Raw genomic sequence first — 24,597 nt, forward strand, 5'->3', positions numbered from 1 at the left:
CGGCATGGCGCGTTCCGCTCCCACGGTCCCGTACAAGCCGAATCCGGGCGAGATCCCCACCAATCCCGGGGTCTACCGGTTCCGCGATCGCGACGGGCGCGTGCTGTACGTCGGCAAGGCGAAGAACCTCCGCGCTCGCCTGTCGAACTACTTCGCTCCGCTGCACACGCTCCACGAGCGCACCCGCCGCATGGTGACGACCGCGGCGTCGGTGGAGTGGACCGTCGTCGCGACCGACGTCGACTCGCTGCAACTCGAGTACCAGTGGATCAAGGAGTTCGATCCGCCGTTCAACGTCCGCTACAAGGACGACAAGTCCTACCCGTTCATGGCGATCACGCTCGCGGACGAGGCGCCGCGGGTGATCGTGACCCGCAACCGCCGCATTCCCGGCGCGAAGTACTTCGGTCCGTACCCGAAGGTGTGGGCGGTGCACGACACGATCGACCTGATGATCAAGGTCTTCCCGATCCGCACCTGCAGCGACGCGTCGTACAAGAAGGCCATGGCCACAGGCCGCCCGTGCTTTCCGGGCCAGATCGGGCGCTGCGGAGGGCCCTGCTCGATGAAGGTGACGATCGAGGAGCACCGCGCGATCGTCGACGACTTCATCGCCTTCATGTCGGGTGGCGATCAGCGCTTCACGAAACAGCTGACGGCGCGCATGCGCGAGGCCGCGGCGGCGATGGACTACGAGGCAGCCGCGGTGTACCGCGACCGCCTGCACTCGATCGACGCGGTGCTGAACAAGAGCGCGCTCGTGCTCGCACCTGACACCGACGCCGACCTGTTCGGCATCGCCGAGGACGAGCTCGCCGCCACGGTGCAGCATTTCGTGATCCGCGGCGGCCGCGTGCGCGGTGTGCGCGCCACGACGATCGAGAAGGAGATCGACATCTCCGACGGCGATCTCGTCGATCAGGTGATCCAGCGCACGTACGGCAACGCCGCGGGCGCCGACATCCCGAAGCAGGTGCTGGTGCCGTCGATGCCGGAGGACGCGGCTGACCTCGAGGAGTGGCTGCGGACGCGGCGAGGCAAGAGCGTGACGATCCAGGTCGCGCAGAGGGGCCGCAAGGCCGACCTCATGCGCACCGCCACCCTCAACGCCCAGCAGGCGCTGATGCTCCACAAGACGCGGCGCACCAGCGACTACGTCGCCCGCAGCCAGGCGCTCACCGACCTCCAGGAGGCGCTCGACCTCGCCGAGGCGCCCTTGCGCATCGAGTGCTTCGACGTGTCGCATCTGAGCGGCACCAACGTCGTGGCGTCGATGGTCGTCTTCGAGGACGGACTGCCCCGCAAGGACCAGTACCGCTCGTTCGGCGTGCCCGAGACCACCGACGACACCGACTCGCTCTACCAGGTGCTCACGCGCCGGCTCGCGTATCTCGACCGCCCGGAGGAGAACGAGACGGCGGCCGTGCCCGACGTGACCTCCGACGAGACCGTCGTCACCGAGCGGCGGCGTCCGCGCTTCGCCTACCGCCCGCAGTTGCTGGTGGTCGACGGCGGCAAGCCCCAGGTCGAGGCGGCAGCCCGGGCGCTCCGCGACGCCGGCCACGAGGAGATCGCCCTGTGCGGCATCGCCAAGCGGCTGGAGGAGGTCTGGCTGCCGGGCGAGGAGTACCCGGTCATCCTGCCCCGCACCTCGGAGGCCCTGTACCTGCTGCAGCGCCTGCGCGACGAGGCGCATCGCTTCGCGATCACCCACCAGCGCAAGCGGCGGCGCCGCGACATCCAGAGCGTGCTGGCCGAGATTCCGGGCCTCGGCGAAGCCCGCATCAAAGCGCTGCTGCGGCACTTCGGTTCGGTCGCGGCGCTGCGCAAGGCGACTCCCGAAGAGATCGCGGAGCTGCCGGGCGTCGGGCCGAAGCTCGCGGCGGCGATTCACGCCCACCTGACGGAGCCGGCTCCTGTCACCAGTGGGTAGGCTGGCCCGACGGGGGTGGTCATGGGCGAGGCGACGCGTCACGACGTCGGAGAAATGCTGATCGTCACGGGGATGTCGGGGGCAGGGCGATCGACCGCGGCGAACTCGCTGGAGGACCTCGACTGGTACGTGGTCGACAATCTGCCGCCGCAGATGCTCAAGCCGCTGCTCGACCTGACGGAGCTTGCCGGGGGAGTGCTGCCCCGGGTCGCCGTCGTGGTCGACGTGCGCGGGCGCGACCTGTTCTCCGATCTTCCCGCTGCGATGCGGGCGCTCCGCGACCGCCGGCAGATCCGGGTCATGTTCCTCGATGCCTCGGACGAGGTGCTCGTCCGCCGGTTCGAAGCGGTGCGGCGCCCTCACCCGCTGCAAGGCGGCGGGACCATCCTCGACGGCATCCGTCGCGAGCGTGCGCGCCTCGCCGCCGTCCGCGAGGGCGCCGACATCATCATCGACACGTCGTCGTACAACATCCACCAGCTGGCGACGAAGGTCGCCGACCTGTTCACCGAGGAAGGGTCGGCGCGGCACACGCTCACGCTGCAGAGCTTCGGCTTCAAGTACGGCCTGCCCCCGGACGCCGATCTCGTGGCCGACATGCGGTTCCTGCCGAACCCGTTCTGGGACGAGAAGCTGCGGCCGTTCACGGGCGAGGACGCGGAGGTGCGGGACTACGTGCTCGCACAGGAGGGGGCCGCCGACTTCCTCGACGCGTACAGCGCGGCACTGCGACCCGTGCTCGAGGGGTACCAGCGCGAGAACAAGAGCCACTCGGTCGTCGCCGTCGGATGCACCGGTGGCAAACATCGGTCGGTGGTGATGGTGCGCGAGCTCGCTGAGCGCCTCGCCGCGGTGCCCGGCGTGGCCGTTCGTGTCACGCATCGCGATCTCGGGCGGGAGTGATGCGGCCACCGGCCGGACCGGCCGGTAGGGTGGAGGGTCGTTCCCGAAAGACCCGCGAAGGAGTCCCGTGTCGCTGACCGCTGACGTGAAGGCCGAGCTGATCACCGTGCGAGACCCGCGCCCCACCGCGCGGGTCGCCGAGCTCACGTCGCTGCTGCGATTCTCGGGAGGCCTGCACTCGATCGCGAACCGCGTCGCGGTCGAGGCCGAACTGGACTCCGACGTCCTGGCCCGGCGCACCGCCCGCGACCTCGTCGAGCTGTACGGCGTGCGGCCCGAGCTCGTGCACGTCCAGGGCTCGGGTGCCCGCACCGGCAGCCACTACGCCGTGCGCGTCATCGAAGGCGGCGAGACGCTCGCCCGCCAGACCGGCCTGCTCGACCAGCGGCGGCGACCCGTCCGCGGGCTTCCCAACAAGCTCACCACCGGCTCGCGCGGGGATCTCGCCGCGATCTGGCGGGGCGCATTCCTCGCGGCCGGCACGCTCACCGACCCCGGCCGCTCCGCCGCCCTGGAGATCACCTGCCCGTCGTCCGAGGCCGCGATGGCGCTCGTGGGCGCGGCCCACCGCCTCGGCATCGCAGGCAAGGCCCGCGAGGTGCGCGGCATCCCGCGGGTCGTCGTGCGCGAGGGAGAGGCGATCCGTGCCGCCCTCGCCGCGATGGGCGCCATGCGCGCCGCGGCCGACTGGGACCAGATGCGTCAGCGCCGCGAGGTGCGGGCGGGCGTCAACCGGCTCGTGAACTTCGACGACGCCAACCTTCGTCGCTCGGCGCAGGCCGCCGTGGCCGCCTGCGCGCGCGTCGAGCGCGCCCTCGCCATCCTCGGCGACGAGGTGCCCGAGCACCTCCGCCAGGCCGGCGATCTGCGCCTCGCGCACCGCGACGCGAGCCTGGACGAGCTGGGACACCACGCTGATCCGCCGCTGACGAAGGATGCCGTGGCCGGCCGCATCCGCCGGCTCCTCGCGATGGCCGACAAGAAGGCCGAGATCGAGGGCCTGCCCGGCACGGAGTCGGCCGTGCCCGCCGGCATCGAGGACTGATACCGCGCGATCCGCGGGGACCGTGTTCCACACGTCACAGTGGGAAGCAACCCCGTCGCCCAGGCGTTGCCGCTCAGTAGGATGATTCCGTCACCCTCGCAGCGCCGGGGACTTCGGCGCGCGCCGACAGGAAGAAGAGAACATGGCGAAGTACACCTTGCCCGACCTCCCTTACGACTACGCCGCCCTCGACCCGCACATCAGCGGCAAGATCATGGAGCTGCACCACAGCAAGCACCACCAGGCGTACGTCACCGGCGCGAACACCGCGCTGGAGCAGCTGGCCGAGGCGCGTGAGTCCGGCAACCTGGCGAACGTGAACAAGCTCGAGAAGGACCTCGCGTTCAACCTCGGCGGGCACGTCAACCACTCGATCTTCTGGACCAACCTGTCGCCCGAGGGCGGCGGAGAGCCCGAGGGCGAGCTGCGCGCCGCGATCGACGAGTTCTTCGGCGGCTTCGACAAGTTCCAGGCGCACTTCACCGCCGCCGCGACCGGCATCCAGGGCTCCGGCTGGGCCGTCCTCAGCTGGGACCCGATCGGCGAGCAGCTCATCATCCAGCAGCTGTTCGACCAGCAGAGCAACACCGCGCAGGGCACGATCCCGGTGTTCCAGCTCGACATGTGGGAGCACGCCTTCTACCTGGACTACCTCAACGTCAAGGCTGACTACGTCAAGGCTGTCTGGAACATCGCGAACTGGCAGAACGTGGCCCAGCGTCTCGACGCCGCCCGTCAGAAGACCTCGGGCCTGCTGGTACTGTCCTAATAGGCGCGGCCGTCCCGGCGGGACTGCCCGCCGGGACGCCGTTGTCCTCGTTCGCATCGCACCAACCGCGCACTCGCGCACGACACATCTCAGGAGAAACTCCGTGACTGTCAAGATCGGCATCAACGGCTTCGGCCGCATCGGACGCAACTACCTCCGCGCGGCTCTCGCGCAGGGTGCGGACCTCGAAATCGTGGCGGTGAACGACCTCACCGACAACAAGACGCTCGCCCACCTGCTGAAGTACGACTCGGTCGGCGGCCCGCTGAGCGAGTCCGTCTCGTACGACGGCGACTCGATCACCGTCGGCGGCAAGGCCATCAAGGTCTTCGAAGAGCGCGACCCCGCGAACCTGCCCTGGGGCGAGCTCGGCGTCGACATCGTCATCGAGTCGACGGGACGCTTCACCAAGGCCGACGACGCCAAGAAGCACATCGCCGGCGGCGCCAAGAAGGTCCTCATCTCCGCTCCTGCGACCGGCGACGACGTCACCATCGTCATGGGCGTCAACGAGGGCGAGTACGACCCCGAGAACCACGTGATCATCTCGAACGCGTCGTGCACCACGAACTGCCTCGCGCCCCTGGCGAAGGTCTTCAACGACGCGTTCGGCATCGAGCGCGGCTTCATGATGACCGCTCACGCGTACACGGCCGACCAGAACCTGCAGGACGGACCCCACAGCGATCTGCGCCGTGCCCGCGCCGCCGCGATCAACATCGTGCCCGCGTCGACCGGTGCGGCCAAGGCCATCGGCCACGTGCTGCCCGAGCTGAACGGCAAGCTGAGCGGCTCCTCCTACCGCGTGCCGGTGCCGACGGGCTCGATCGTCGACCTGACGATCGTCACGCCGACCGAGGGTCTCACGGTCGAGCAGGTCAACGAGGCGTACAAGGCGGCTGCCGCCGAGGGCCGCCTCGCCGGGTACCTCGAGTACACCGAGGACCCGATCGTCTCCAGCGACATCCAGCTGAACCCGCACTCGTCGATCTTCGACTCGGAGCTGACGAACGTCAGCGGCAACCTGGTCAAGGTGTCGGCCTGGTACGACAACGAGTGGGGCTACTCCAACCGTCTCGTCGACCTCACCGAGTACGTGGCCGAGCGCCTCTAAGCGATCTCCCATGGCTCTGCGCACCCTCGATTCGCTGGGTTCGCTCGCAGGCAAGCGCGTCATCGTCCGCTGTGACCTCAACGTTCCCCTCAAGGACGCGGTCATTGCGGACGATGGCCGTGTGCGGGCATCCCTTCCCACGCTCAACGCCCTGATCAATCAGGGCGCACGGCTCGTCGTCTGCTCGCACCTCGGCCGCCCCGAGGGCGCGCCGGACGCGAAGTACAGCCTCGCCCCGGTCGCACAGCGGCTGGCGGAGCTGCTCGGCAAGCCCGTCGCGTTCGCCCGCGACACCGTCGGCGAGTCCGCCCACGAGGCCGTCGCGGCGCTCGAGGACGGCGACGTCGCGGTCATCGAGAACCTCCGGTTCAACCCGGGTGAGACCGCGAAGGACGAGGGGGAGCGCCGCGCCTTCGCCGAACAGCTCGCCGGCCTCGGTGACGCACTCGTCTCGGACGGCTTCGGCGTGGTCCACCGCAAGCAGGCCTCGGTGTACGACCTCGCCGAGATCCTGCCGTCCGCGGCCGGTCTGCTGATCGCCACCGAGCTCGACGTCCTCGATCGCCTCACCGAGAATCCCGAGCGGCCCTACACGGTCGTCCTCGGCGGCTCGAAGGTCAGCGACAAGCTGGGCGTCATCTCGCATCTGCTTCCCCGCGTGGACCGGCTGCTCATCGGCGGCGGAATGCTCTTCACGTTCCTCGCCGCCCAGGGGCACAAGGTCGGCTCGAGCCTGCTCGAGGCAGACCAGCTCGACACCGTGCGCGAGTACATGCGGCGCGCCGAGGAGTCGGGCGTGGAGCTCGTGCTGCCGACCGACGTCGTGGTGGCCTCGAAGTTCGGCGCCGACGCGGAGCACGTGGTGACGCGCGCCGATCAGATCGAAGAGACGCCGTTCGGGGCATCCGGTCTGGGACTCGACATCGGCCCCGACACCGCGGCGCGCTTCGCGGACCTCGTCCGCGGGTCGAAGACGGTCTTCTGGAACGGCCCGATGGGCGTCTTCGAGCTCGCGCCGTTCGCGGCAGGCACCAAGGCTGTCGCGCAGGCGCTCACCGAGGTCGACGGCCTTTCGGTCGTCGGCGGGGGAGACTCCGCCGCGGCGGTCCGCCAGCTCGGGTTCACCGACGACGCCTTCGGTCACATCTCGACCGGCGGCGGCGCCAGCCTCGAGTTCCTCGAGGGCAAGAAGCTCCCCGGACTGGAGGTCCTCGGATGGCAGTAGACAGCGCTGGTTCAACGGCTGCTGCGCAGACCAGGCGCACCCCGCTCATCGCCGGCAACTGGAAGATGAACCTCGACCATCTGCAGGCGGTCGCGTTCGTCCAGAAGCTGCATTGGACACTCAAGGATGCGAAGCACGAGGACGGCTCGGTCGAGGTGGCGGTCTTCCCGCCGTTCACCGACATCCGCACCGTGCAGACCCTCCTCGACGCCGACAAGATCCCGTTCGCCCTGGGCGCGCAGGACATCTCGTCGCACGACTCCGGCGCCTACACGGGCGAGGTCTCCGGCGCCTTCCTCGCGAAGCTCGACAACCGCTACGTGATCATCGGCCACTCCGAGCGCCGCGAGTACCACCACGAGGGCGACGACCTCGTCGCCGCGAAGGTGCAGGCAGCACTGAAGCACGGACTGGTCCCCGTGATCTGCGTGGGCGAGACGGCGGACGACCTCGAGAAGCACGGCGCCAGCGCCGTGCCGGTGGGCCAGCTCCAGATCGCACTCGAAGGCGTGAAGCCGGATGCCGACATCGTGGTGGCCTACGAGCCCGTGTGGGCGATCGGCTCCGGCCAGGCCGCGACGCCCGAGCAGGCGCAGGAGGTCTGTGCGAAGCTCCGCGAGGTCATCGCCGAGAAGCTCGGACCGGATGCAGCGGCCCGCACCCGCGTGCTCTACGGCGGGTCGGTGAAGGCCGCGAACATCGCGAGCTTCATGCGCGAGCCCGATGTGGACGGTGCGCTGGTGGGCGGCGCGAGCCTCGTCGTCGACGAGTTCGCGGCGATCATCCGCTACCAGAAGCACGTCGGCGTCTGACGCCGTTGCCGGCCGGCGGCGGGGGATTCCTCACCGCCGGCCGGCGTACACGTATACTTGACCCTTGTGCGACCGGCGCCCGATCGCAGCGAAAGGCTTCAACGACTGTGCAGATCCTCGAGTTCGTCCTGCAGGTGCTCCTCGGCATCACGAGTCTCCTGCTGACCCTCCTCATCCTGCTCCACAAGGGCCGCGGTGGCGGCCTCTCCGACATGTTCGGCGGCGGCATGACGTCCGCTCTCGGCTCGTCGGGCCTGGCAGAGCGCAACCTCAACCGCTTCACCGTGGTGCTCTCGCTGGTGTGGTTCGCGTCCATCGTGGCGCTCGGCCTGATCACGAAGTTCCAGGCCATCTGATGGCTACCGGAGGCAACGCGATCCGCGGCACCCGTGTCGGTGCCGGTCCGATGGGCGAGCAGGATCATGGCTACCACGCCGAGCGCGTGGCGATCTCGTACTGGGACGCCCTGGGCAACGAGACGGTCCGCTACTTCGCGGCGGGCATCCCCGAAGAGGAGATCCCCGAGACGATCGACTCGCCGCACTCCGGCCTGCCGGCCGGCCGCGACAAGGAGAATCCTCCCGCTGTCGCCAAGACCGAGCCGTACAAGACCCACCTCGCGTACGTGAAGGAGCGCCGCACCGAAGAGGAAGCCGAGACGCTCCTCGACGACGCGCTGCAGCAGCTGCGCGACAGGCGCGGTCAGGGCTGACGAGCAGGGCTGACGAGCAGGGCTGACGAGCCCAGACAGACAGATGAGAAGAGCGGATGCCGAGGCATCCGCTCTTCTTCGTCTGCGGGTATCAGTACTCGCGGTCGATGAGCTCCGGCGGCACCTGGGAGGCGGCGGCCTGGTCGACGAAGAACGTCGTGCGCTTGCGGCCCTTCGCGCCGGCGGCGGGGACGCTCGCGTAGCTGGCACCGGCCAGGGCGAGTCCGAGCGCAGCCGCCTTGTCGGTGCCTGACAGCACGAGCCACACCCGCTTGGAGCTGTTGATGACGGGACGGGTCATCGTGATCCGCTCCGGCGGAGGCTTGGGGGAGTCGCGCACCGCGACCACCGAGCGATCCGTGATCTGGATCTCGGCGCGGTCGGGGAACAGCGACGCGATGTGCCCATCCGGACCGACTCCGAGAAAGCAGACGTCGAACGAGGGCCACGCGCCTTCGGCGCCGGGGAAGCGGGCGAGCTCCTCGGCGTATGCGGTGGCGGCGGCATCCAGATCCACGCCGTCATCGGTGCTGAGCATGGCGTGGATGTTCTCCGCCGGGATGTCCAGACCGTCCAGGAACGCTTCACGCGCCTGGCGGTCGTTGCGCTCGGCGTCGGCGCGGGGGACGAAACGCTCGTCGCTCCACCAGAAGTGGACGCGCGACCAGTCGATGCGGGCCGCACGCGGGTTGCGTCCTGCTGCGGCGAGCACGGCCGCACCCATCACCCCGCCCGTCAGGGAGATGTGGGCGAGCTTGCCCTCGTCGACGCGCTTGGCGACCCGGCTCAGGAAGCGCGGAACGACGGAATCGACGAGCGCAGCGGGATCGGAACTGATGATGACACGTTTCTCGGCCCAGCCCTCAGGCATCCGTCTTCGTCCTGTCCGTCACCCGCGCACCGTCCATCAGGCCTGCGTCCCCTTCGTCGCCGGAGGGTTGAGCAGCTGCCAGCCCTCGGTGATCACTCGACCATACAGGACGTCCGGATCGAGCCGACGGAGCTCCTCGGCGAGGCACTCGCGCAGTGTCCGGCGCGGGAACGCCAGGTCGTGCGTGGGCTGCCCCGGCTGAGTGAGGATCGCCACACCGGGCGTCGGGCGCTCCAGGAGCACCTCGCCGCTCGGGCGCACCAGCGCGACGGACTTGATGCCGTGCGGCCACTCCTCGGCGTCGAGATACGCCCAGTCGACAGGAACGTCGAGGGTGAGGCGCAGCCAGGCCGCGAGGAGCGCGGTCGAGGGCGAGTCTGCCGCGCCACGCACCCGCACGCCGACGACCGGCTCGTACGGCGGCTGGTCCAGGATCGCGGCCAGCTGCTCGCGCCAGCGCGTCAACCGCGTCCACGCGAGGTCGGTGTCGCCGGGGGCGTACTGCTCGCCGAGGTCCGCGACCCAGGCCGACGGGTCGGACTTGGTCGCAGCATCCGTGATCCGGCGCTGCGCGATCCGTCCGATGGAGGTCTTCGAGATGTTGTCGGGTGTGCGGTTCGGCCACCAGACCACGACGGGTGCGTCGGGGAGCAGGAGCCCCGTCACCAGGCTCTCGAGGTTCGAGTGACCGGCGTCGCCATAGGCCCGCAGCATCACGACCTCGCTGGCGCCGGCGTCGCCGCCGACGCGGATCTGCGCGTCCAGGCGCGGCTCCGCGTCGTAGCCGTCGGGGATCAGCAGCACGATGACCCGCATCGGGTGCTCGCGCGACGCGTCGTTCGCCGCCTCGATGACCTCTTCGACAGCGCCCTCACGGGTGAGGATGACGAGGGTCAGCACGCGGCCGAGCGCGACCGCGCCGCCCTCCTCGCGCACGTTGACGAGCGCACGCGAGATCTTGCTGACAGTGGTGTCGGGAAGATCGACGATCACGGCCGCCTCCAGGTTCGTCCGTCGCGGGCGAGCATCTCGTCCGCGGATTCCGGGCCCCACGACCCGGGTGAGTACTGTTCGAGCGGGCCGCCCTGGGCGTCCCAGAACTGTTCGATCGGATCGAGGATCTTCCAGGACAGCTCGACCTCTTCGTGCCGCGGGAACAGCGGCGGGTCGCCGAGCAGCACGTCGAGGATGAGGCGCTCGTAGGCTTCGGGGCTCGCCTCGGTGAACGCGTGCCCGTAGCCGAAGTCCATCGTGACGTCGCGCACCTGGGCACCGGCACCGGGCACCTTCGAGCCGAAGCGGATCGTGACGCCCTCGTCGGGCTGCACACGGATCACCAGGGCGTTCTGACCCTGACCCGACGTCTGGCTGCGCGAGAACAGCAGCTCGGGCGCGCGCTTGAAGACCACAGCGATCTCGGTGACGCGGCGGCCGAGGCGCTTGCCGGTACGGAGGTAGAACGGCACACCCGCCCAGCGGCGGGTGTTCACCTCGAGGGTGACGGCGGCGTACGTCTCGGTCGTCGAGCGAGGGTTCATGCCGTCCTCCTCGAGGAAGCCGAGCACCTTCTCGCCGCCCTGCCAGCCGCCCGCGTACTGACCGCGCGCGGTCGAGCGCGCGAGGTCCTCCGGCAGAGTGACGGCGGCGAGCACCTTCTCCTTCTCGGCGCGGAGGTCCTTCGCGTCGAACGAGATGGGCTCCTCCATCGCCGTCAGCGCCATCAGCTGCAGCAGGTGGTTCTGGATCACGTCGCGCGCAGCGCCGACGCCGTCGTAGTAGCCGGCACGGCCGCCCACGCCGATGTCTTCGGCCATCGTGATCTGCACGTGGTCGACGTAGTTGCGGTTCCAGATCGGCTCGTACAGCTCGTTGGCGAAGCGCAGGGCCAGGATGTTCTGGACCGTCTCCTTGCCGAGGTAGTGGTCGATGCGGAAGATCGAATCCGTCGGGAACGCCGAGCGGAGCACGTCGTTCAGCGCCCGTGCCGACTCCTGGTCGTGCCCGAACGGCTTCTCGATCACGACACGCCGCCAGCGGTCCGGCTGGTCGGCGGTGTCGTCGACGAGGCCCGACGACTTCAGCTGCTCGGCCACCAGCGGGAACGCCTTGGGCGGGATCGAGAGGTAGAACGCGTGGTTGCCCATCGTGCCGCGCTCGGTGTCGAGCCGGTTGACGGTCTCTTTCAGGCGTCGGAACGCGTCAGGGTCGTCGAACTCGCCCGACACGAAGCGGATGCCCTGGAGCAGCTGCTGCCATGTCTCGTCGCGGAACTCGGTGCGCGCATGCTGGCGCACCGCGTCGTAGACGACCTGGGCGAAGTCCTGATCCGCCCAATCGCGGCGCGCGAAGCCGACGAGCGCGAACCCGGGAGGCAGCAGACCGCGGTTGGCGAGGTCGTAGACGGCGGGCATGAGCTTCTTGCGGGAGAGGTCTCCCGTGACGCCGAAGATGACGAGCGCGCTCGGACCGGCGATGCGGTTGAGGCGACGGTCTTCGGGGTCGCGCAACGGGTTGTGCCCGCGCGAGATCTCGACGGTCATGTGGGGCTCGAACTCCTACTGGGCCGCTTCGAAGAGCGAGAGCACTTCGATCTGGGGATCGGTGAGGGTCAGGGTCACGACGGGTCGGCCGTGGCCATCGGCGAGAACGGCCGCATCTCCTGCGGCCTGCGCCTGGATGAGCTGGCCGAACGTGAACGGCCGGCCAGGGATCTCGAGGTCGACGTCCGACTGCTCGAGGATCTGCAGGAAGACGCCGTTCGCGGGGCCGCCCTTGTGGTACTGCCCGGTCGAGTGCAGGAACCGCGGTCCCCAGCCGAACGTCGTGGGACGACCGGAGTCGGCGGCGACCAGTTCGCGCAGGCCTGCGAGCTGCGACAGCTCGAGCCGGTTGACGTAGGCGTGGATCGCGACGTAGCCGTCCTCGGGCAGTCGTGCCCACAGCGCGTCGAGCACGCCGGCGACGGTTCCGGATGCCGCGAGTGCCGGTTCCGACACGCGCACCTCGACGCCTTCCACGGCGAACGCGGGGGCGGTGGGTGCGGGGCGCGCGTCGAGGAGGCCGCGCGCAGCGACCTTGGCGGACTCGACATCGGGCTGATCGAAGGGATTGATGCCCAGCATCCGTCCCGCGATCGCCGTGGCGTACTCCCAGACCACCAGCTGCGCGCCGAGCGAGCCGCTGACGAGCAGCTCGCCCTCGTGGTGCTCGAACAGGTGGAACTGCTTCGCCTCGTCGACGAACCGGACGATCTGCAGGTCGGCGGGCTTCGTGTCGACCTCGGGTGAGACCGGCAGCAGGACGACGGGCAGGATGCCGGTGCCCTCCTTGCCGGTCGACTCGGCGACGAGCTGCTCGATCCAGTCCGGCAGACCCACGATGTGCGTGCCGTCGGTGACGAGACCCAGCTTGTCCCTGCGGGGCTGGCCGCCGGCGATCGCGGCCGCGAGCACGAGCGCGGGGTTGTCGGGGCTGTCGATGGACACCTCGAGCAGCGTCGCCTCCGCCTCGTCGAGGAGCTCGGAGATGTCGGCGCCCGCGAGACCCGACGGCACCAGCCCGAAGGCGGTCAGGGCCGAGTAGCGGCCGCCGACCGTCGGGTCGGCGTTGAAGACGGTGTAGCCGTCCGCGCGGGCCTCCTGGTCCAGCGGCGAGCCCGGGTCGGTCACGACGATGATCCGCTCGGCGGGGTCGATGCCGAGGTCGCGGAAGGCGGCCTCGAAGGCGCGCTTGGCGGAATCGGTCTCGACCGTCGATCCCGACTTCGACGAGACGACCAGCGCGGTGCGGGTGAGGTCGCCGGCCTGGGAGTCGCCGTCGATCGCGGCCAGCACTTGGCCGGGAGCCGTGGAGTCCAGGATCACCAGCGGCACACCGGAGGTCTGCGCGATGACCTCGGGAGCGAGCGACGAACCGCCCATGCCCGCGAGCACGATCCGCGTGACGTTCCGCGCGCGCAGCCGCTCGCGGAGAGCCAGGATCTCCGGCACGAGCGGGCGGGCGACGCTGACGGCCTCGACCCAGCCGAGGCGACGCGACGCCTCGTCCTCGGCCGCGGAACCCCACAGCGACGCGTCGCCGCCGGTGATGCCCGACGCCACGAGGCTCGCGACGAGCTCGGGCAGCGTGGCCTCGACGACGGACTTGACGTGTCCGCTCAGATGGATGTCGAAGCTCATCGGGTGGCCTGGAGCGCGTCCTCGAGCGCCGTCTTCACGGTGCCCTGCAGGTCGTGCCAGGAGGCGATGAACTTGTCGACCCCTTCGTCTTCGAGCACCTGGGTCACGTCCGCGAAGTCCACGCCGACCGCGGCGAGGCGGTCGAAGACCTCGTGCGCGGCCGCGTAGGTGCCGGTGACCGCGTCCCCGGCGATCTGGCCGTGGTCGAAGGTCGCCTCGAGCGTCTTCTCGGGCATGGTGTTGACGGTGCCGCGGGCGACGAGCTCGGTCACGTAGAGGGTGTCGGGCAGCGAGGGGTCCTTGACGCCGGTCGAGGCCCAGAGCGGCCGCTGGACGTGGGCGCCGGCATCCGTCAGCGCCTTCGCGCGGTCGGTGGCGAACTCCTGCTCGAACAGCTCGTACGCGAGGCGGGCGTTCGCCACGCCGGCGAGCGACTTGAGCGCCGTGGCCTCCTCGGTGCCGACGGCGACGAGCCGCTTGTCGACCTCGGTGTCCACGCGCGAGACGAAGAACGACGCCACCGAGTGGATCTTCGAGATGTCGTGGCCGTTCGCCTGGGCCTGCTCGAGCCCCGACAGGTAGGCGTCGATGACCTCGGAGTAGCGCTCCAGGCTGAAGATCAGCGTGACATTGACCGAGATGCCCTCGGCCAGCACCGCGGTGATGGCCGGCAGTCCGGCCTTCGTCGCGGGGATCTTGATGTGCACGTTGGGGCGGTCGACCTTCGCCCACAGCTCCTTGGCCTGCGCGATCGTCGCGTCGGTGTCGTGGGCCAGGTCGGGGGAGACCTCGATCGACACGCGACCGTCGATGCCGTCGGTCGCGTCGTAGACCGGGCGGAAGATGTCCGCCGCGTCGCGCACGTCGTCGGTGGTCGCGGCGAAGATCGCATCGTCGACCGACGCGCCGGCCGCGGCGAGCACCGAGATCTGCACGGCGTACGCGTGGCCGCCGCCGCCGATGGCGCCCTGGAAGATCGTCGGGTTCGTCGTGACGCCGCTGACGTTGCGCGTCGAGATGAGCTCGGTCAGATTGCCCGACGTGATGCGCTCGCGCGACAGGTCGTCGAGCCAGATGCTCACGCCCTCGGCGACCAGCTTCTCAGTGGGGGTGCTCATGCTGCCTTCTCCTCGTGCTTACTCTGCCGACGAAGCGGCCGCGATGGTGGCGCGGGCGGCTTCGACGACGGCGTCGGCGGTGATGCCGAACTTCTGGAACAGGGTCTTGTAATCGGCCGACGCACCGAAGTGGTCGATCGCGACGGAGCGGCCGGCGTCGCCGACGATGCCGCGCCAGGCGAGCGCCGAGCCGGCCTCGACCGACACGCGCGCCTTCACCGCGGTGGGGAGGACCTTCTCGCGGTAGGCGGCATCCTGCTCGTCGAACCACTCCAGCGACGGCGCCGACACCACGCGGGCGTTCACGCCCTCGGCGGCCAGCGTCTCGCGGGCGGAGACGGCGAGCTGCACCTCGGAGCCCGTCGCGATGAGGATCACGTCGGGCGTGCCGCCCGGCGCCTCGGCGAGGACGTACGCGCCCTTCGCGACGCCGTCCGTCGACGCGAAGACGTCACCGTCAGCCTCGGCCGTGCCCCGCTCGAACACCGGGATGTTCTGACGGGTGAGCGCGATGCCCACAGGTCCCCCCTGCCGACGCACGATCTCGAGCCATGCGGCCGAGGTCTCGTTCGCATCGGCCGGGCGCACGACGGTGAAGTTCGGGATGGCGCGCAGCGTGGCGAGCTGCTCGACCGGCTGGTGGGTGGGCCCGTCCTCGCCGAGCGCGACCGAGTCGTGCGTCCACACGAAGATCGACGGGATGTCCATCAGCGCGGCGAGTCGCACCGAGGGGCGCATGTAGTCGCTGAAGATCAGGAACGTGCCGCCGAACGGGCGGGTCGGGCCGTGCAGCTTGATGCCGTTGACGATCGCGCCCATCGCGTGCTCGCGGATGCCGAAGTGCAGCACGCGGCCGTAAGGGTCGCCCGACCACTCGTGGGTCGACCACTCGGCCGGAATGAACGACTTCGCGTCCTTGATCGTCGTGAGGTTCGACTCGGCGAGGTCGGCGGAGCCGCCCCACAGCTCCGGCAGCTCGGCGGCGAGGGCGTTGATCACGATGCCCGACGCGGCGCGCGTGGAGACGTCCTTGCCGGCCTCGAACGAGGGGAGAGCGGATGCCACATCATCGGGCAGGTCGCCGGCCTCGAGGCGGTCGAACAGCGCCTTGCGCTCGGGGTTCGCGGCCGCCCAGGCGTCGAACGACTCCTGCCAGACCGCGCGCTCCTCGGCGGCGCGGTCCTTCAGCGAGCGGGTGTGAGCCAGGATGTCGTCGGCGACGACGAAGGACTGCTCGGGGTCGAAGCCGAGCACCTTCTTCGTCGCGGCGAGCTCGTCGCCGCCCAGCGCAGAGCCGTGGATCTTGCCGGTGTTCTGCTTGCCGGGCGACGGCCAGCCGATGATGGTGCGGAGGATGATGAGCGACGGCTTGGCCGTCTCGCCCTGCGCCGCCTCGAGCGCGGCGAACAGCTCGGCGACATCCTCGACGTACTCGCCCGACTTCTTCCAGTCGACGACCTGCACCTGCCAGCCGTAGGCCTCGTAGCGCTTCGCGACGTCCTCGGTGAAGGCGACGTTGGTGTCGTCCTCGATCGAGATCTGGTTCGAGTCGTAGATCGCGATGAGGTTGCCGAGAGCCTGGTGACCGGCGAGCGACGAGGCCTCGGAGGTGATGCCCTCCTGCAGGTCGCCGTCGCCGGCGATCACGTAGATGTGGTGGTCGAAGGGCGACGTGCCGGCGGCGGCGTCCGGATCGAACAGGCCGCGCTCGTAGCGGGCGGCGTACGCGAAGCCGACGGCCGACGCCAGGCCCTGGCCGAGCGGGCCGGTCGTGATCTCGACGCCCTTGGTGTGCCCGTACTCCGGGTGGCCGGGCGTGAGCGAGCCCCAGGTGCGCAGCGCCTTCAGGTCGTCGAGCTCGAGCCCGAACCCGCCCAGGTAGAGCTGCACGTACTGGGTGAGCGAGGAGTGCCCGGCCGACAGGATGAACCGGTCGCGACCGACCCAGTGGGTGTCGGCGGGATCGTGCCGCAGCACGCGCTGGTAGAGCAGGTACGCCGCCGGCGCCAGGCTCATCGCGGTGCCGGGGTGGCCGTTGCCGACCTTCTCCACGGCGTCCGCAGCCAGGACGCGGGCAGTGTCCACCGCGCGCCGATCGATCTCATCCCAACGCAGTTCCGACACCGGGCCGCCTTTCTCGAGGAGGTGCGCCCAGAATGTGGCCGGATCGCGGCCCTTGTCCGGATGGAGAAGGGGGAATCGGCGACGGGCGCGCGTGTTTCTCAGCATAGCGAAGGGGTGGGCCACCGAGGCCATGCGAGATCTGTATGTGACGCAGTCTTGCGAAGGCCCCGACGCCGTCGATGACATCCCGGTGTCGCGGGGGTCACGTTCTGCTCACCACGGGCGGCGTGGCGATGTGATGCACCGGGGGAGCGGCGGAGGCGGCCCCGGCGCAGGGCGCGACACGCCGATGCCCTAGACTTGGGGCGAATCTGCAGGCGGCGATTGCGGGGGTCATGGACAGCACGAAGACGGCCGGGGCTGCGGCCGTCCCCACCTCTGTGGGGACCGTCGACACACCCCGCCGGCCCCGGCAGGGCTTCGGTCGCACCGTCCGCGCCTATGTCGCGCTGATGAAGCCGCGCGTGCTCGAGCTGCTGCTCGTCACGACTGTGCCGGTGATGATCCTGGCGCAGGGCGGCTTCCCGGACGTCTGGCTCGTCGTGGCGACCGTCATCGGCGGCACGGCCAGCGCCGGCTCAGCCGCCGCGTTCAACATGTACCTCGACCGCGACATCGACGCGCATATGCAGCGCACGGTGAACCGGCCCCTCGTGACCGGTGAGGTGTCGCCCCGGGGCGCGCTGATCTTCGCGTGGTCGCTCGCGGTGTTCTCGACGGTGTGGCTCTGGCTCACCACGAACTGGCTGGCAGCGACGCTGTCGGCCGTCGCGATCTTCTTCTACGTCGTGATCTACACGATGATCCTCAAGCGCCGTACCGAGCAGAACATCGTGTGGGGCGGCATCGCCGGCTGCTTCCCCGTGGTCATCGGCTGGACGGCCGTGACGGGTTCGCTGGCGTGGCCCCCCGTCATCCTGTTCGCTCTCGTGTTCCTCTGGACGCCGCCGCACTACTGGCCGCTGTCGATGAAGTACAAGGACCAGTACGAAGGCGTCCAGGTGCCGATGCTCGGCGCGACCCGCGGGGGTTCGCAGGTCGGCCTGCAGGTCATTCTGTACGCGTGGGCCACCGTGGTGTGCTCGCTGCTGCTGATCCCCGTCGCCGGCATGGGGCTGGTGTACACGGTGTCGGCCGTGGTCTTCGGCGGCTGGTTCATCTACGAGTCGCACGTGCTCTACAACCGGGCGGTGCGAGGGACCGAGCCGCGACCGATGCGCGTGTTCCACGCCTCGATCACGTATCTGACGCTGCTCTTCGTCGCGATCGCGGTCGACCCTCTGCTGCCGTTCTGATCCGGAGCCCTCTGTCGATTGCGGCGGGGGCTCGTTCGTCGGATGGATGAGGGGCACAATGCCTCTCGATGACGAAGGAGGACGACATGGCGCAGTATCTGATCCTGATCTACGGCGACGAGGCGCAGTGGGATGCCCGCAGCGACGACGAGAAGCGGGCTGTGGATGCCGCGCACGGCGCGTTCCGCGAACGCGGAGGCTCGGCGATCGTCGCCTCGGGTGAACTCGAGTCGAGCCGCATGGCGACCACCCTGCGGGCCGGGGGAGAGCGGCCGCTCATGACGGACGGCCCGTTCCTGGAGACGAAGGAGGTCCTGGGCGGGTTCTATGTCGTCGACGTGCCCGACCTGGATGCGGCGCTGGGCCTCGCGGGACTGCTGCACGAGACCACTGAGGGCCACGGCGGCGTGCAGGTGCATCCGCTGGTCGATCACTCCTGAACGATGGTGCCAACGTCTCCTCCATCCAGCGCCGGCGCGCCCGGGGGAGCCCCCGGCCGCGCGGGCCAGGGTGCGTCCCCGATCGTTCCCACCGTGCAGGTCCGTGCCGCCCTCGCCGAAGCGCACCGCGCCGAGTGGGCGGCGGTCGTCGCGGCCACGGCGCGGCTGACCGGCGACCTGGACCTCGCCGAGGAGTGCGCGCAGGAGGCGTTCGCCAGGGCCGTCGAGGTGTGGCCGGGGCGCGGCATCCCGGATCGTCCCGGCGCCTGGCTGACGACGGTCGCCGCCAACCGCGCGAGAGACGTGCTGCGGCGGGATGCGGCGCTGCGGCGCCGGCTCCCGCTGCTCGTCCGCGAGGCTCCGACGGACGACGGCGCGTCATGGCATTCAGATGATCGGCTGCGGCTGATCTTCACCTGCTGTCACCCCGCCCTGGCGCGGGAGGCGCAGGTCGCCCTCACGCTGCGGCTCGTGTGCGGCGTGTCGACCGGCGACATCGCGGCGGCCTTCCTCGTGGGGGAATCCGCGATGGCGGCACGCGTGACGCGCGCGAAGCGCAAGATCGCCACGGCGCGCATCCCGTTCCGGGTACCCGACGCGTGGGAGCTGCCGGAGCGGGTGGCAAGGGTGTGCGACGTCCTCTACCTGGTCTTCACGGTCGGGCACGCGCCACCGTCCGGAGACGCCGTCGTGCGCGCGGACCTGGTGGAGGAGGCCATCGTGCTCACCCGCCTGCTGCACGGACTGCTGCCCGCTGATCGCTCGGTGGCGGGCCTGCTCGCCCTCATGCTCCTGATCGACGCCCGGCGCGACACACGCGACGAGCTGCTCGCCGACCAGGATCGCTCGAGGTGGGATCGGGCGCTCATCGACGAGGGGATCGCCCTGCTCTCGACGGCCTCGGCGGGAGCGGTGGACCGCTATGCGATCTCGGCGGCGATCGCCGCCGAGCATGCACAGGCGCCGACGTGGGGCGACACCGACTGGGCGAGGATCGCCGACCTCTACCGGCTGCTCGCGCAGGCCTGGCAGAGCCCCGTCGTCGCGCTCAACAGCGCGGTCGCCGTGGGCATGCGCGACGGGCCGGCGGCCGGGCTCGCCGCGGTCGAGGCCGTGGCTGACGACCCCGCGCTCGCGCACTATCCGTATCTCCCTGCGGCGCGAGCCGCGTTTCTCATGGACCTCGGCCGCTGGGGCGAGGCGGCCGACGCCTACGCCGATGCCGCCCTGCTCGTGGGGAGCGAGGCGGAGCGGCAGCGCCTGCGGGAGCAGGCGGCGAGGGCACGCTCGTCCGTCTGAGGGTGCTGCGGCGGGACCGGACACGTCGAAGCCGCAGGGAGTACGAGACTCCCTGCGGCTTCGAGGTGGTGTCAGCGCGAGGCGACGGGTGCGTCGACCTCTGCGGCGGGCTCCGCCGCGACGGCGGGCTCGGCGTCGGCTGCAGCCGGCTTGGCGCTCTGGGGTGCGGCGTCGGTGGTGACGCCCGCGGTGGTGTCGGCCTCGGCGTCCCAGTCGATGGGCTCGACGACCTCGACCGGCGCGTGCGGGCGCAGCGTCGAGAGGGCGGCGATACCGAGCGAGAGGAGGATGCCGACGATGCCGGCACCGATGAGGATGCCGCCGAGCTGGGCCATCGACTGGCCGACGTACACGTCGACACCGGTCGCGGTGCCGTCGGTCAGCGTCGACGTCATCGACGCGATCTTGTCGGTCGTGATGAACCAGCCGCCGGCGACGGTCGCCAGGGAGACGACGACGAGGCCCCAGAACGGGATGCTGCGGATGAGAGGGGGGCGGGTGGACATGTGTCGATCACTCCTCGGGATACGCGACCCGTGGTGGCCGCGGCATCCCACCCTGGCAAATGAGTCCGTGCGGCGCCAATCGGGTTGCTATGGATCAGCTGTGGACGGCCGCGGCTGCCGGCGCCTTCAGATGCATGACCACGGCGGTCATCGCCGCGACGAGTCCGACGGCGAGCACCATGTGGATGTTCACCAGCACGATCGGCAGACCCGTGCGCGCCTGCCAGAGCCCGACGACGATCTGCACGAGCTCGATCGCGAGGAGGAGCAGCGTCCACAGGCGCAGGCGCAGCGCCGGGGGAGTGCGCCACGAGCCGGCCACGAGCACCAGCGTGAGCGCGAAGGTGATGTACCCCGGCCACGCGTGGATGTGCTGCATCAGCTCGGGGTTGAGCCCGTTGCGCGCGGCGCCGCCGTCGCCCGCGTGCGGGCCGGAGCCTGTCACGAGGATGCCGACCATGACCGTGAGGAGCACGAGGGCCGTCGTGATGTGCGTCACCACCGCGTACCAGCGGGGCACGGCGAGGACGCGCGGACCGGGCTCGGCGTACACGCGCACGACGAGCACGGTCGCCAGCGCAACAAGCAGCACCGAGGCGAAATAGTGCAGGCCCACCACGTAGGGGTTGAGGTTCGTCAGCACCGTGATGCCGCCGATGACCGCCTGCAGCGGCACGTAGAGGCCGATCAGCAGCGAGAGCCAGAAGAGGTCGCGGCGCTCACGTCGCATCCGCACGACGAACAGGAACATGATGATCGCGACCGCGACCAGCACGAAGGTCAGCAGGCGGTTGCCGAACTCGATGAAGCCGTGCACCCCCGAGACTTCGGGGACGGGGACGAAAGAGTCCTCGGTGCAGCGGGGCCAGGTCTCGCAGCCCAGTCCCGAGCCGGTGAGGCGGACGAGCCCGCCGGTGCCGACGATGCCGATCTGCACCACGAGCGTGGCCCATGCGGCCGCGATCACGCGCCGGTCGACCCGATCCGGCAGCCAGCGCCAGATGCGCTGCCCGATTCCGGGGGCGGTCGTCGTGGACTGATGCGCGGACATGCGGGTGGTCGCCTCCTGGCAGAGGCTCCGGATGCCGTGCGAGACGCACGGGGCGCGTCCGCGTCGGGGTGGAACCTGTAGAATCGAGGGGTCGGTGGCGGTGCAGTTCAAGGCGCCGCGCACCACTGACAGTCTAGGCGCGATGATCGGCGCCGCTTGAGAGGGCCCGAGAAGCGGCATCCCCCCTCCGGTATCTCCACCGGAGAACACGGATGCCGGGGCGGATCACACCGCTAGGACCCGGAGGAGAACGTGACGATGTCTGATGTGCTGATCGACCGCCCGGAGCTGGACAGCCTGGGTGTCTACGAGTTCGGGTGGCATGATGCCGACGCCGCGGGTGCCGTGGCGAAGCGCGGCATCGACGAGAGCGTGGTGCGTGGCATCTCGGCGCTCAAGAACGAGCCCGAATGGATGCTGAAGACCCGGCTGAAGGGCTACCAGCTGTTCGGCCGCAAGCCGATGCCGACGTGGGGTGCAGACCTCAGCGACATCGACTTCGACAACATCAAGTACTTCGTGCGCTCCACCGAGAAGCAGGCGCAGTCGTGGGAGGACCTCCCCGAGGACATCCGCAACACGTACGAGAAGCTCGGCATCCCGGAGGCCGAGCGTCAGCGCCTGGTGGCCGGCGTCGCCGCCCAGTACGAGTCCGAGGTCGTGTACCACCAGATCCGCGAGGATCTCGAGGCGCAGGGCGTCATCTTCATGGACACCGACACCGCGCTGCGCGAGCACCCCGAGTTCTTCGAGGAGTACTTCGGCACCGTCATCCCGGCCGGTGACAACAAGTTCGCCGCTCTCAACACCGCGGTGTGGTCGGGCGGCTCGTTCGTGTACGTGCCGCCGGGCGTGCACGTCGAGATCCCGCTGCAGGCGTACTTCCGCATCAACACCGAGAACATGGGCCAGTTCGAGCGGACGCTCATCATCGCCGACGAGGGCTCGTACGTGCACTACATCGAGGGCTGCACCGCCCCGATCTACAAGAGCGACTCCCTGCACTCGGCCGTCGTCGAGATCATCGTGAAGAAGAACGCCCGCGTTCGGTACACGACGATCCAGAACTGGTCGAACAACGTCTACAACCTCGTCACCAAGCGCGCCATCGCCCACGAGGGCGCGACGATGGAGTGGATCGACGGCAACATCGGGTCCAAGGTCACGATGAAGTACCCGTCGATCTTCCTGGTCGGCGAGCACGCCAAGGGCGAGACCCTCTCGGTCGCCTTCGCAGGCCCGGGACAGCACCAGGACGCCGGCGCGAAGATGATCCACATGGCGCCCTACACGCAGTCATCGATCGTCTCGAAGTCGATCGCCCGCGGTGGTGGCCGCGCCGGCTACCGCGGCGAGGTCCGTGTGGACGCCAACGCGCACCACTCCGCCAACACGGTCCGCTGCGACGCCCTGCTGGTCGACACCATCTCGCGCTCCGACACGTACCCCGCGATCGACATCCGGGTGGACGACGTGCAGCTCGGCCACGAGGCCACGGTCTCGAAGGTCAGCGAGGAGCAGCTCTTCTACCTGATGAGCCGCGGCATGCCCGAGGACGAAGCCATGGCCATGATCGTGCGCGGCTTCATCGAGCCGATCGCGCGTGAGCTGCCCATGGAGTACGCGCTCGAACTCAACAAGCTCATCGAGATGGGCATGGAAGGATCCGTCGGCTAGATGAGCCCCACCACTGAGGCCCCCACCATTCCCGGCGCGAAGGGCCACACCGACGGTGCCGGCGCGTTCGTGCCGGTTCAGACCCGCTCCGAGCGTCCCTGGTCGTTCGACCCCGCGGACTTCGAGGTGCCCACCGGCCGCGAGGTCAACTGGAAGCACACGCCGATCGCCAAGGTCCAGCCGCTGTTCGCGGACGAGGCCGGGCCCCACGGCATCATCCAGGTCGAGGTGGACGCCCCGGCCGGTCTGGTGCAGGAGCGCCTGACGGTCGGCACCGCGCCCCGCGGCGAGGTCTTCCGTCCCGAGGACCTGCCGAGCGCGATCGCCTGGAGGCAGGAGACCGAGGCGCCGCTGCTGCGCATCCCCGCCGGCGCCGAGTACACCGAGCCGATCGTGGTGTCGCTGACCGGCACCGGTGGCCTGGCGCACGCGCACGTCGTCGTCGAGGCGCAGGCGAACTCGCACGCCACCGTGGTCTTCCGCCACAGCGGCACCGCCCACCACGCGCAGAACGTCGAGATCATCGTGCGCGAGGGCGCACACCTCGAGCTCGTGACCGTGCAGCGGTGGGACGACGACGCCGTGCACGTGGCGTCGCACCAGGCCCGCGTCGAGCGCGACGCGACCCTTCGTCATGTCGTCGTCAGCTTCGGCGGCGGTGTCGTGCGCGTCAACCCGACGGTGGAGCTCGCCGGCACCGGCTCGCGCGCCGAGCTCTACGGCCTCAGCTACGCCGACTCGGGTCAGCACCTCGAGAGCCAGGTGTACCTGCACCACAAGGGCGCCGAGACCTCCGGCGACGTGCTCTACAAGAGCGCGCTGCAGGGCGCGGCGGCGCGCACCGTGTGGATCGGCGACGTCCTCATCGGATCGGATGCCGTGGGCACCGACTCGTACGAGGCCAACCGCAACCTCGTCCTGACCGAAGGCGCGCGTGCCGAGTCGATCCCGAACCTCGAGATCGAGACCGGCGACATCCGCGGCGCAGGCCACGCGAGCGCCACCGGGCGCTTCGACGACGAGCAGCTGTTCTACCTGCAGGCGCGCGGCATCGCCGAGGACGAGGCACGACGCCTCGTCGTGCTCGGCTTCCTCGCCGAGATCGTGCAGAAGATCGGTGTCGCAGACCTCGAGGCGGAGCTGTTCGCCGCGATCGAGGAAGAACTCGCCAAGGAGGCCGGCCGATGACCGCGCAGCGCGTGTGCGCCCTCAGCGACCTCGTCCAGGACGAGGCCCGCCGGGTCGAGGTGGACGGCGTCGCGATCGCCCTCGTGCTGGACTCCAGCGGCGAGGTGCACGCCATCGGCGACGTCTGCACCCACGGCGACATCTCGCTGTCGGAGGGCTTCGTCGACGGCGAGTCGCTCGAATGCTGGGCCCACGGCTCGGCGTTCTCGCTGCGCACCGGCAAGCCCCTCAATCTCCCCGCGTACGAGCCGGTCCCCGTGTTCGCGGTCACCGTCGACGGCGATGACGTGCTCGTCGACGCGACCGTCACGCTCGAAGTGAACTGAAGAAGGTACTG

Annotated in this window: 23 protein-coding genes; 15 read left to right on the top strand and 8 right to left on the bottom strand. The window is 69.8% G+C overall.

The genetic code is table 11. From position 1 onward, the window contains the following. Positions 1 to 4: 4 nt before the first annotated feature. From uvrC to B1729_RS08345, 9 genes are all read left to right on the top strand, one after another. Positions 5 to 1,933, top strand: a complete 1,929-nt coding sequence (uvrC, locus tag B1729_RS08305) for an excinuclease ABC subunit UvrC (protein ID WP_163619428.1) — start codon at positions 5 to 7, stop codon at positions 1,931 to 1,933. A gap of 21 nt (positions 1,934 to 1,954) precedes the next feature. Then, positions 1,955 to 2,836 carry an RNase adapter RapZ gene (rapZ, locus tag B1729_RS08310; RefSeq protein WP_163619430.1) on the top strand — a complete coding sequence of 294 codons (882 nt, stop codon included), beginning with the start codon at positions 1,955 to 1,957 and terminating at the stop codon, positions 2,834 to 2,836. Positions 2,837 to 2,903: 67 nt separating this feature from the next. Continuing rightward, the gene (whiA, locus tag B1729_RS08315) at positions 2,904 to 3,881 is read left to right on the top strand and encodes a DNA-binding protein WhiA (RefSeq protein WP_163631950.1); all 978 of its coding nucleotides are present in this window, start codon (positions 2,904 to 2,906) and stop codon (positions 3,879 to 3,881) included. A gap of 142 nt (positions 3,882 to 4,023) precedes the next feature. Then, the gene (locus B1729_RS08320; RefSeq protein ID WP_163619433.1) at positions 4,024 to 4,650 is read left to right on the top strand and encodes a Fe-Mn family superoxide dismutase; all 627 of its coding nucleotides are present in this window, start codon (positions 4,024 to 4,026) and stop codon (positions 4,648 to 4,650) included. 103 nt (positions 4,651 to 4,753) lie between these two features. Beyond that, positions 4,754 to 5,764 carry a type I glyceraldehyde-3-phosphate dehydrogenase gene (gene gap / locus B1729_RS08325; protein ID WP_163619434.1) on the top strand — a complete coding sequence of 337 codons (1,011 nt, stop codon included), beginning with the start codon at positions 4,754 to 4,756 and terminating at the stop codon, positions 5,762 to 5,764. 10 nt (positions 5,765 to 5,774) lie between these two features. Further along, on the top strand, positions 5,775 to 6,989 hold the full coding sequence (locus tag B1729_RS08330) for a phosphoglycerate kinase (RefSeq protein ID WP_163619436.1): 1,215 nt from the start codon (positions 5,775 to 5,777) through the stop codon (positions 6,987 to 6,989). Further along, on the top strand, positions 6,980 to 7,801 hold the full coding sequence (gene tpiA / locus B1729_RS08335; protein WP_163631954.1) for a triose-phosphate isomerase: 822 nt from the start codon (positions 6,980 to 6,982) through the stop codon (positions 7,799 to 7,801). Before B1729_RS08330 ends, tpiA begins: the two co-directional genes overlap by 10 nt. A 107-nt stretch (positions 7,802 to 7,908) precedes the next feature. Next, entirely contained in the window at positions 7,909 to 8,157 is a 249-nt protein-coding gene (gene secG / locus B1729_RS08340; protein ID WP_163619440.1) for a preprotein translocase subunit SecG, read from the top strand. Next, on the top strand, positions 8,157 to 8,513 hold the full coding sequence (locus B1729_RS08345; RefSeq protein WP_163619442.1) for an RNA polymerase-binding protein RbpA: 357 nt from the start codon (positions 8,157 to 8,159) through the stop codon (positions 8,511 to 8,513). Before secG ends, B1729_RS08345 begins: the two co-directional genes overlap by 1 nt. 91 nt (positions 8,514 to 8,604) lie before the next feature. Here the strand turns inward: B1729_RS08345 and pgl are convergent, their stop codons facing one another. Genes pgl through tkt form a run of 6 tightly spaced genes read right to left on the bottom strand, consistent with a single transcriptional unit; the run spans position 8,605 to position 16,804 of the window. Continuing rightward, positions 8,605 to 9,384, bottom strand: coding sequence for a 6-phosphogluconolactonase (pgl, locus tag B1729_RS08350; RefSeq protein WP_163631957.1), 780 nt, complete (start codon positions 9,382 to 9,384; stop codon positions 8,605 to 8,607). Positions 9,385 to 9,420: 36 nt separating this feature from the next. Beyond that, positions 9,421 to 10,377, bottom strand: coding sequence for a glucose-6-phosphate dehydrogenase assembly protein OpcA (locus B1729_RS08355; RefSeq protein WP_163619446.1), 957 nt, complete (start codon positions 10,375 to 10,377; stop codon positions 9,421 to 9,423). Continuing rightward, positions 10,374 to 11,924 carry a glucose-6-phosphate dehydrogenase gene (gene zwf / locus B1729_RS08360; protein WP_163631960.1) on the bottom strand — a complete coding sequence of 517 codons (1,551 nt, stop codon included), beginning with the start codon at positions 11,922 to 11,924 and terminating at the stop codon, positions 10,374 to 10,376. Before zwf ends, B1729_RS08355 begins: the two co-directional genes overlap by 4 nt. A gap of 15 nt (positions 11,925 to 11,939) precedes the next feature. Then, the gene (locus B1729_RS08365) at positions 11,940 to 13,562 is read right to left on the bottom strand and encodes a glucose-6-phosphate isomerase (protein ID WP_163631963.1); all 1,623 of its coding nucleotides are present in this window, start codon (positions 13,560 to 13,562) and stop codon (positions 11,940 to 11,942) included. Beyond that, on the bottom strand, positions 13,559 to 14,680 hold the full coding sequence (tal, locus tag B1729_RS08370) for a transaldolase (RefSeq protein ID WP_163631966.1): 1,122 nt from the start codon (positions 14,678 to 14,680) through the stop codon (positions 13,559 to 13,561). Before tal ends, B1729_RS08365 begins: the two co-directional genes overlap by 4 nt. An 18-nt stretch (positions 14,681 to 14,698) precedes the next feature. Continuing rightward, positions 14,699 to 16,804: a transketolase gene (tkt, locus tag B1729_RS08375; protein ID WP_163631969.1), complete on the bottom strand. Its 2,106-nt coding sequence runs from the start codon at positions 16,802 to 16,804 to the stop codon at positions 14,699 to 14,701. Between the two features lie 335 nt (positions 16,805 to 17,139). On the opposite strand from tkt, the gene B1729_RS08380 reads away from it, so the two are divergent. From B1729_RS08380 to B1729_RS08390, 3 genes are all read left to right on the top strand, one after another. Further along, the gene (locus B1729_RS08380; protein WP_163619456.1) at positions 17,140 to 18,099 is read left to right on the top strand and encodes a heme o synthase; all 960 of its coding nucleotides are present in this window, start codon (positions 17,140 to 17,142) and stop codon (positions 18,097 to 18,099) included. Positions 18,100 to 18,167: 68 nt separating this feature from the next. Then, entirely contained in the window at positions 18,168 to 18,539 is a 372-nt protein-coding gene (locus B1729_RS08385; protein ID WP_239539553.1) for a YciI family protein, read from the top strand. Positions 18,540 to 18,632: 93 nt separating this feature from the next. Continuing rightward, positions 18,633 to 19,838: a DUF6596 domain-containing protein gene (locus tag B1729_RS08390; protein WP_239539555.1), complete on the top strand. Its 1,206-nt coding sequence runs from the start codon at positions 18,633 to 18,635 to the stop codon at positions 19,836 to 19,838. A 71-nt stretch (positions 19,839 to 19,909) separates the two neighbouring features. Here the strand turns inward: B1729_RS08390 and B1729_RS08395 are convergent, their stop codons facing one another. Both B1729_RS08395 and B1729_RS08400 read right to left on the bottom strand, forming a co-directional pair. Further along, on the bottom strand, positions 19,910 to 20,344 hold the full coding sequence (locus B1729_RS08395) for a dinucleotide-utilizing enzyme (RefSeq protein ID WP_163619461.1): 435 nt from the start codon (positions 20,342 to 20,344) through the stop codon (positions 19,910 to 19,912). A gap of 94 nt (positions 20,345 to 20,438) precedes the next feature. Continuing rightward, a complete protein-coding gene (locus B1729_RS08400) occupies positions 20,439 to 21,395 on the bottom strand; it encodes a COX15/CtaA family protein (protein ID WP_163631975.1) in 957 nt (318 codons plus the stop codon). Between the two features lie 258 nt (positions 21,396 to 21,653). Between B1729_RS08400 and sufB the strand changes: the two genes are divergently transcribed. From sufB to B1729_RS08415, 3 genes are read left to right on the top strand one after another with little or no spacing between them, the layout of a single operon-like run. Then, entirely contained in the window at positions 21,654 to 23,072 is a 1,419-nt protein-coding gene (gene sufB / locus B1729_RS08405) for a Fe-S cluster assembly protein SufB (protein ID WP_163619536.1), read from the top strand. Continuing rightward, positions 23,073 to 24,260, top strand: coding sequence for a Fe-S cluster assembly protein SufD (gene sufD / locus B1729_RS08410; protein WP_163619465.1), 1,188 nt, complete (start codon positions 23,073 to 23,075; stop codon positions 24,258 to 24,260). Continuing rightward, the gene (locus B1729_RS08415; RefSeq protein ID WP_163619466.1) at positions 24,257 to 24,586 is read left to right on the top strand and encodes a non-heme iron oxygenase ferredoxin subunit; all 330 of its coding nucleotides are present in this window, start codon (positions 24,257 to 24,259) and stop codon (positions 24,584 to 24,586) included. The genes sufD and B1729_RS08415 overlap by 4 nt, the downstream gene beginning before the upstream one ends. Positions 24,587 to 24,597 lie beyond the last annotated feature (11 nt).

This window comes from Microbacterium sp. B35-04 (assembly GCF_010634885.1).
Classification (GTDB): domain Bacteria; phylum Actinomycetota; class Actinomycetes; order Actinomycetales; family Microbacteriaceae; genus Microbacterium.

Coding starts and splice junctions, on each gene's coding strand:
- uvrC (WP_163619428.1), top strand. CDS start 5: ATGGCGCGTTCCGCTCCCACGGTCCCGTACAAGCCGAATCCGGGCGAG.
- rapZ (WP_163619430.1), top strand. CDS start 1,955: ATGGGCGAGGCGACGCGTCACGACGTCGGAGAAATGCTGATCGTCACG.
- B1729_RS08320 (WP_163619433.1), top strand. CDS start 4,024: ATGGCGAAGTACACCTTGCCCGACCTCCCTTACGACTACGCCGCCCTC.
- B1729_RS08330 (WP_163619436.1), top strand. CDS start 5,775: ATGGCTCTGCGCACCCTCGATTCGCTGGGTTCGCTCGCAGGCAAGCGC.
- tpiA (WP_163631954.1), top strand. CDS start 6,980: ATGGCAGTAGACAGCGCTGGTTCAACGGCTGCTGCGCAGACCAGGCGC.
- B1729_RS08345 (WP_163619442.1), top strand. CDS start 8,157: ATGGCTACCGGAGGCAACGCGATCCGCGGCACCCGTGTCGGTGCCGGT.
- pgl (WP_163631957.1), bottom strand. CDS start 9,384: ATGCCTGAGGGCTGGGCCGAGAAACGTGTCATCATCAGTTCCGATCCC.
- zwf (WP_163631960.1), bottom strand. CDS start 11,924: ATGACCGTCGAGATCTCGCGCGGGCACAACCCGTTGCGCGACCCCGAA.
- B1729_RS08365 (WP_163631963.1), bottom strand. CDS start 13,562: ATGAGCTTCGACATCCATCTGAGCGGACACGTCAAGTCCGTCGTCGAG.
- tal (WP_163631966.1), bottom strand. CDS start 14,680: ATGAGCACCCCCACTGAGAAGCTGGTCGCCGAGGGCGTGAGCATCTGG.
- B1729_RS08380 (WP_163619456.1), top strand. CDS start 17,140: ATGGACAGCACGAAGACGGCCGGGGCTGCGGCCGTCCCCACCTCTGTG.
- B1729_RS08385 (WP_239539553.1), top strand. CDS start 18,168: ATGACGAAGGAGGACGACATGGCGCAGTATCTGATCCTGATCTACGGC.
- B1729_RS08395 (WP_163619461.1), bottom strand. CDS start 20,344: ATGTCCACCCGCCCCCCTCTCATCCGCAGCATCCCGTTCTGGGGCCTC.
- B1729_RS08400 (WP_163631975.1), bottom strand. CDS start 21,395: ATGTCCGCGCATCAGTCCACGACGACCGCCCCCGGAATCGGGCAGCGC.
- sufB (WP_163619536.1), top strand. CDS start 21,654: ATGTCTGATGTGCTGATCGACCGCCCGGAGCTGGACAGCCTGGGTGTC.
- sufD (WP_163619465.1), top strand. CDS start 23,073: ATGAGCCCCACCACTGAGGCCCCCACCATTCCCGGCGCGAAGGGCCAC.
- B1729_RS08415 (WP_163619466.1), top strand. CDS start 24,257: ATGACCGCGCAGCGCGTGTGCGCCCTCAGCGACCTCGTCCAGGACGAG.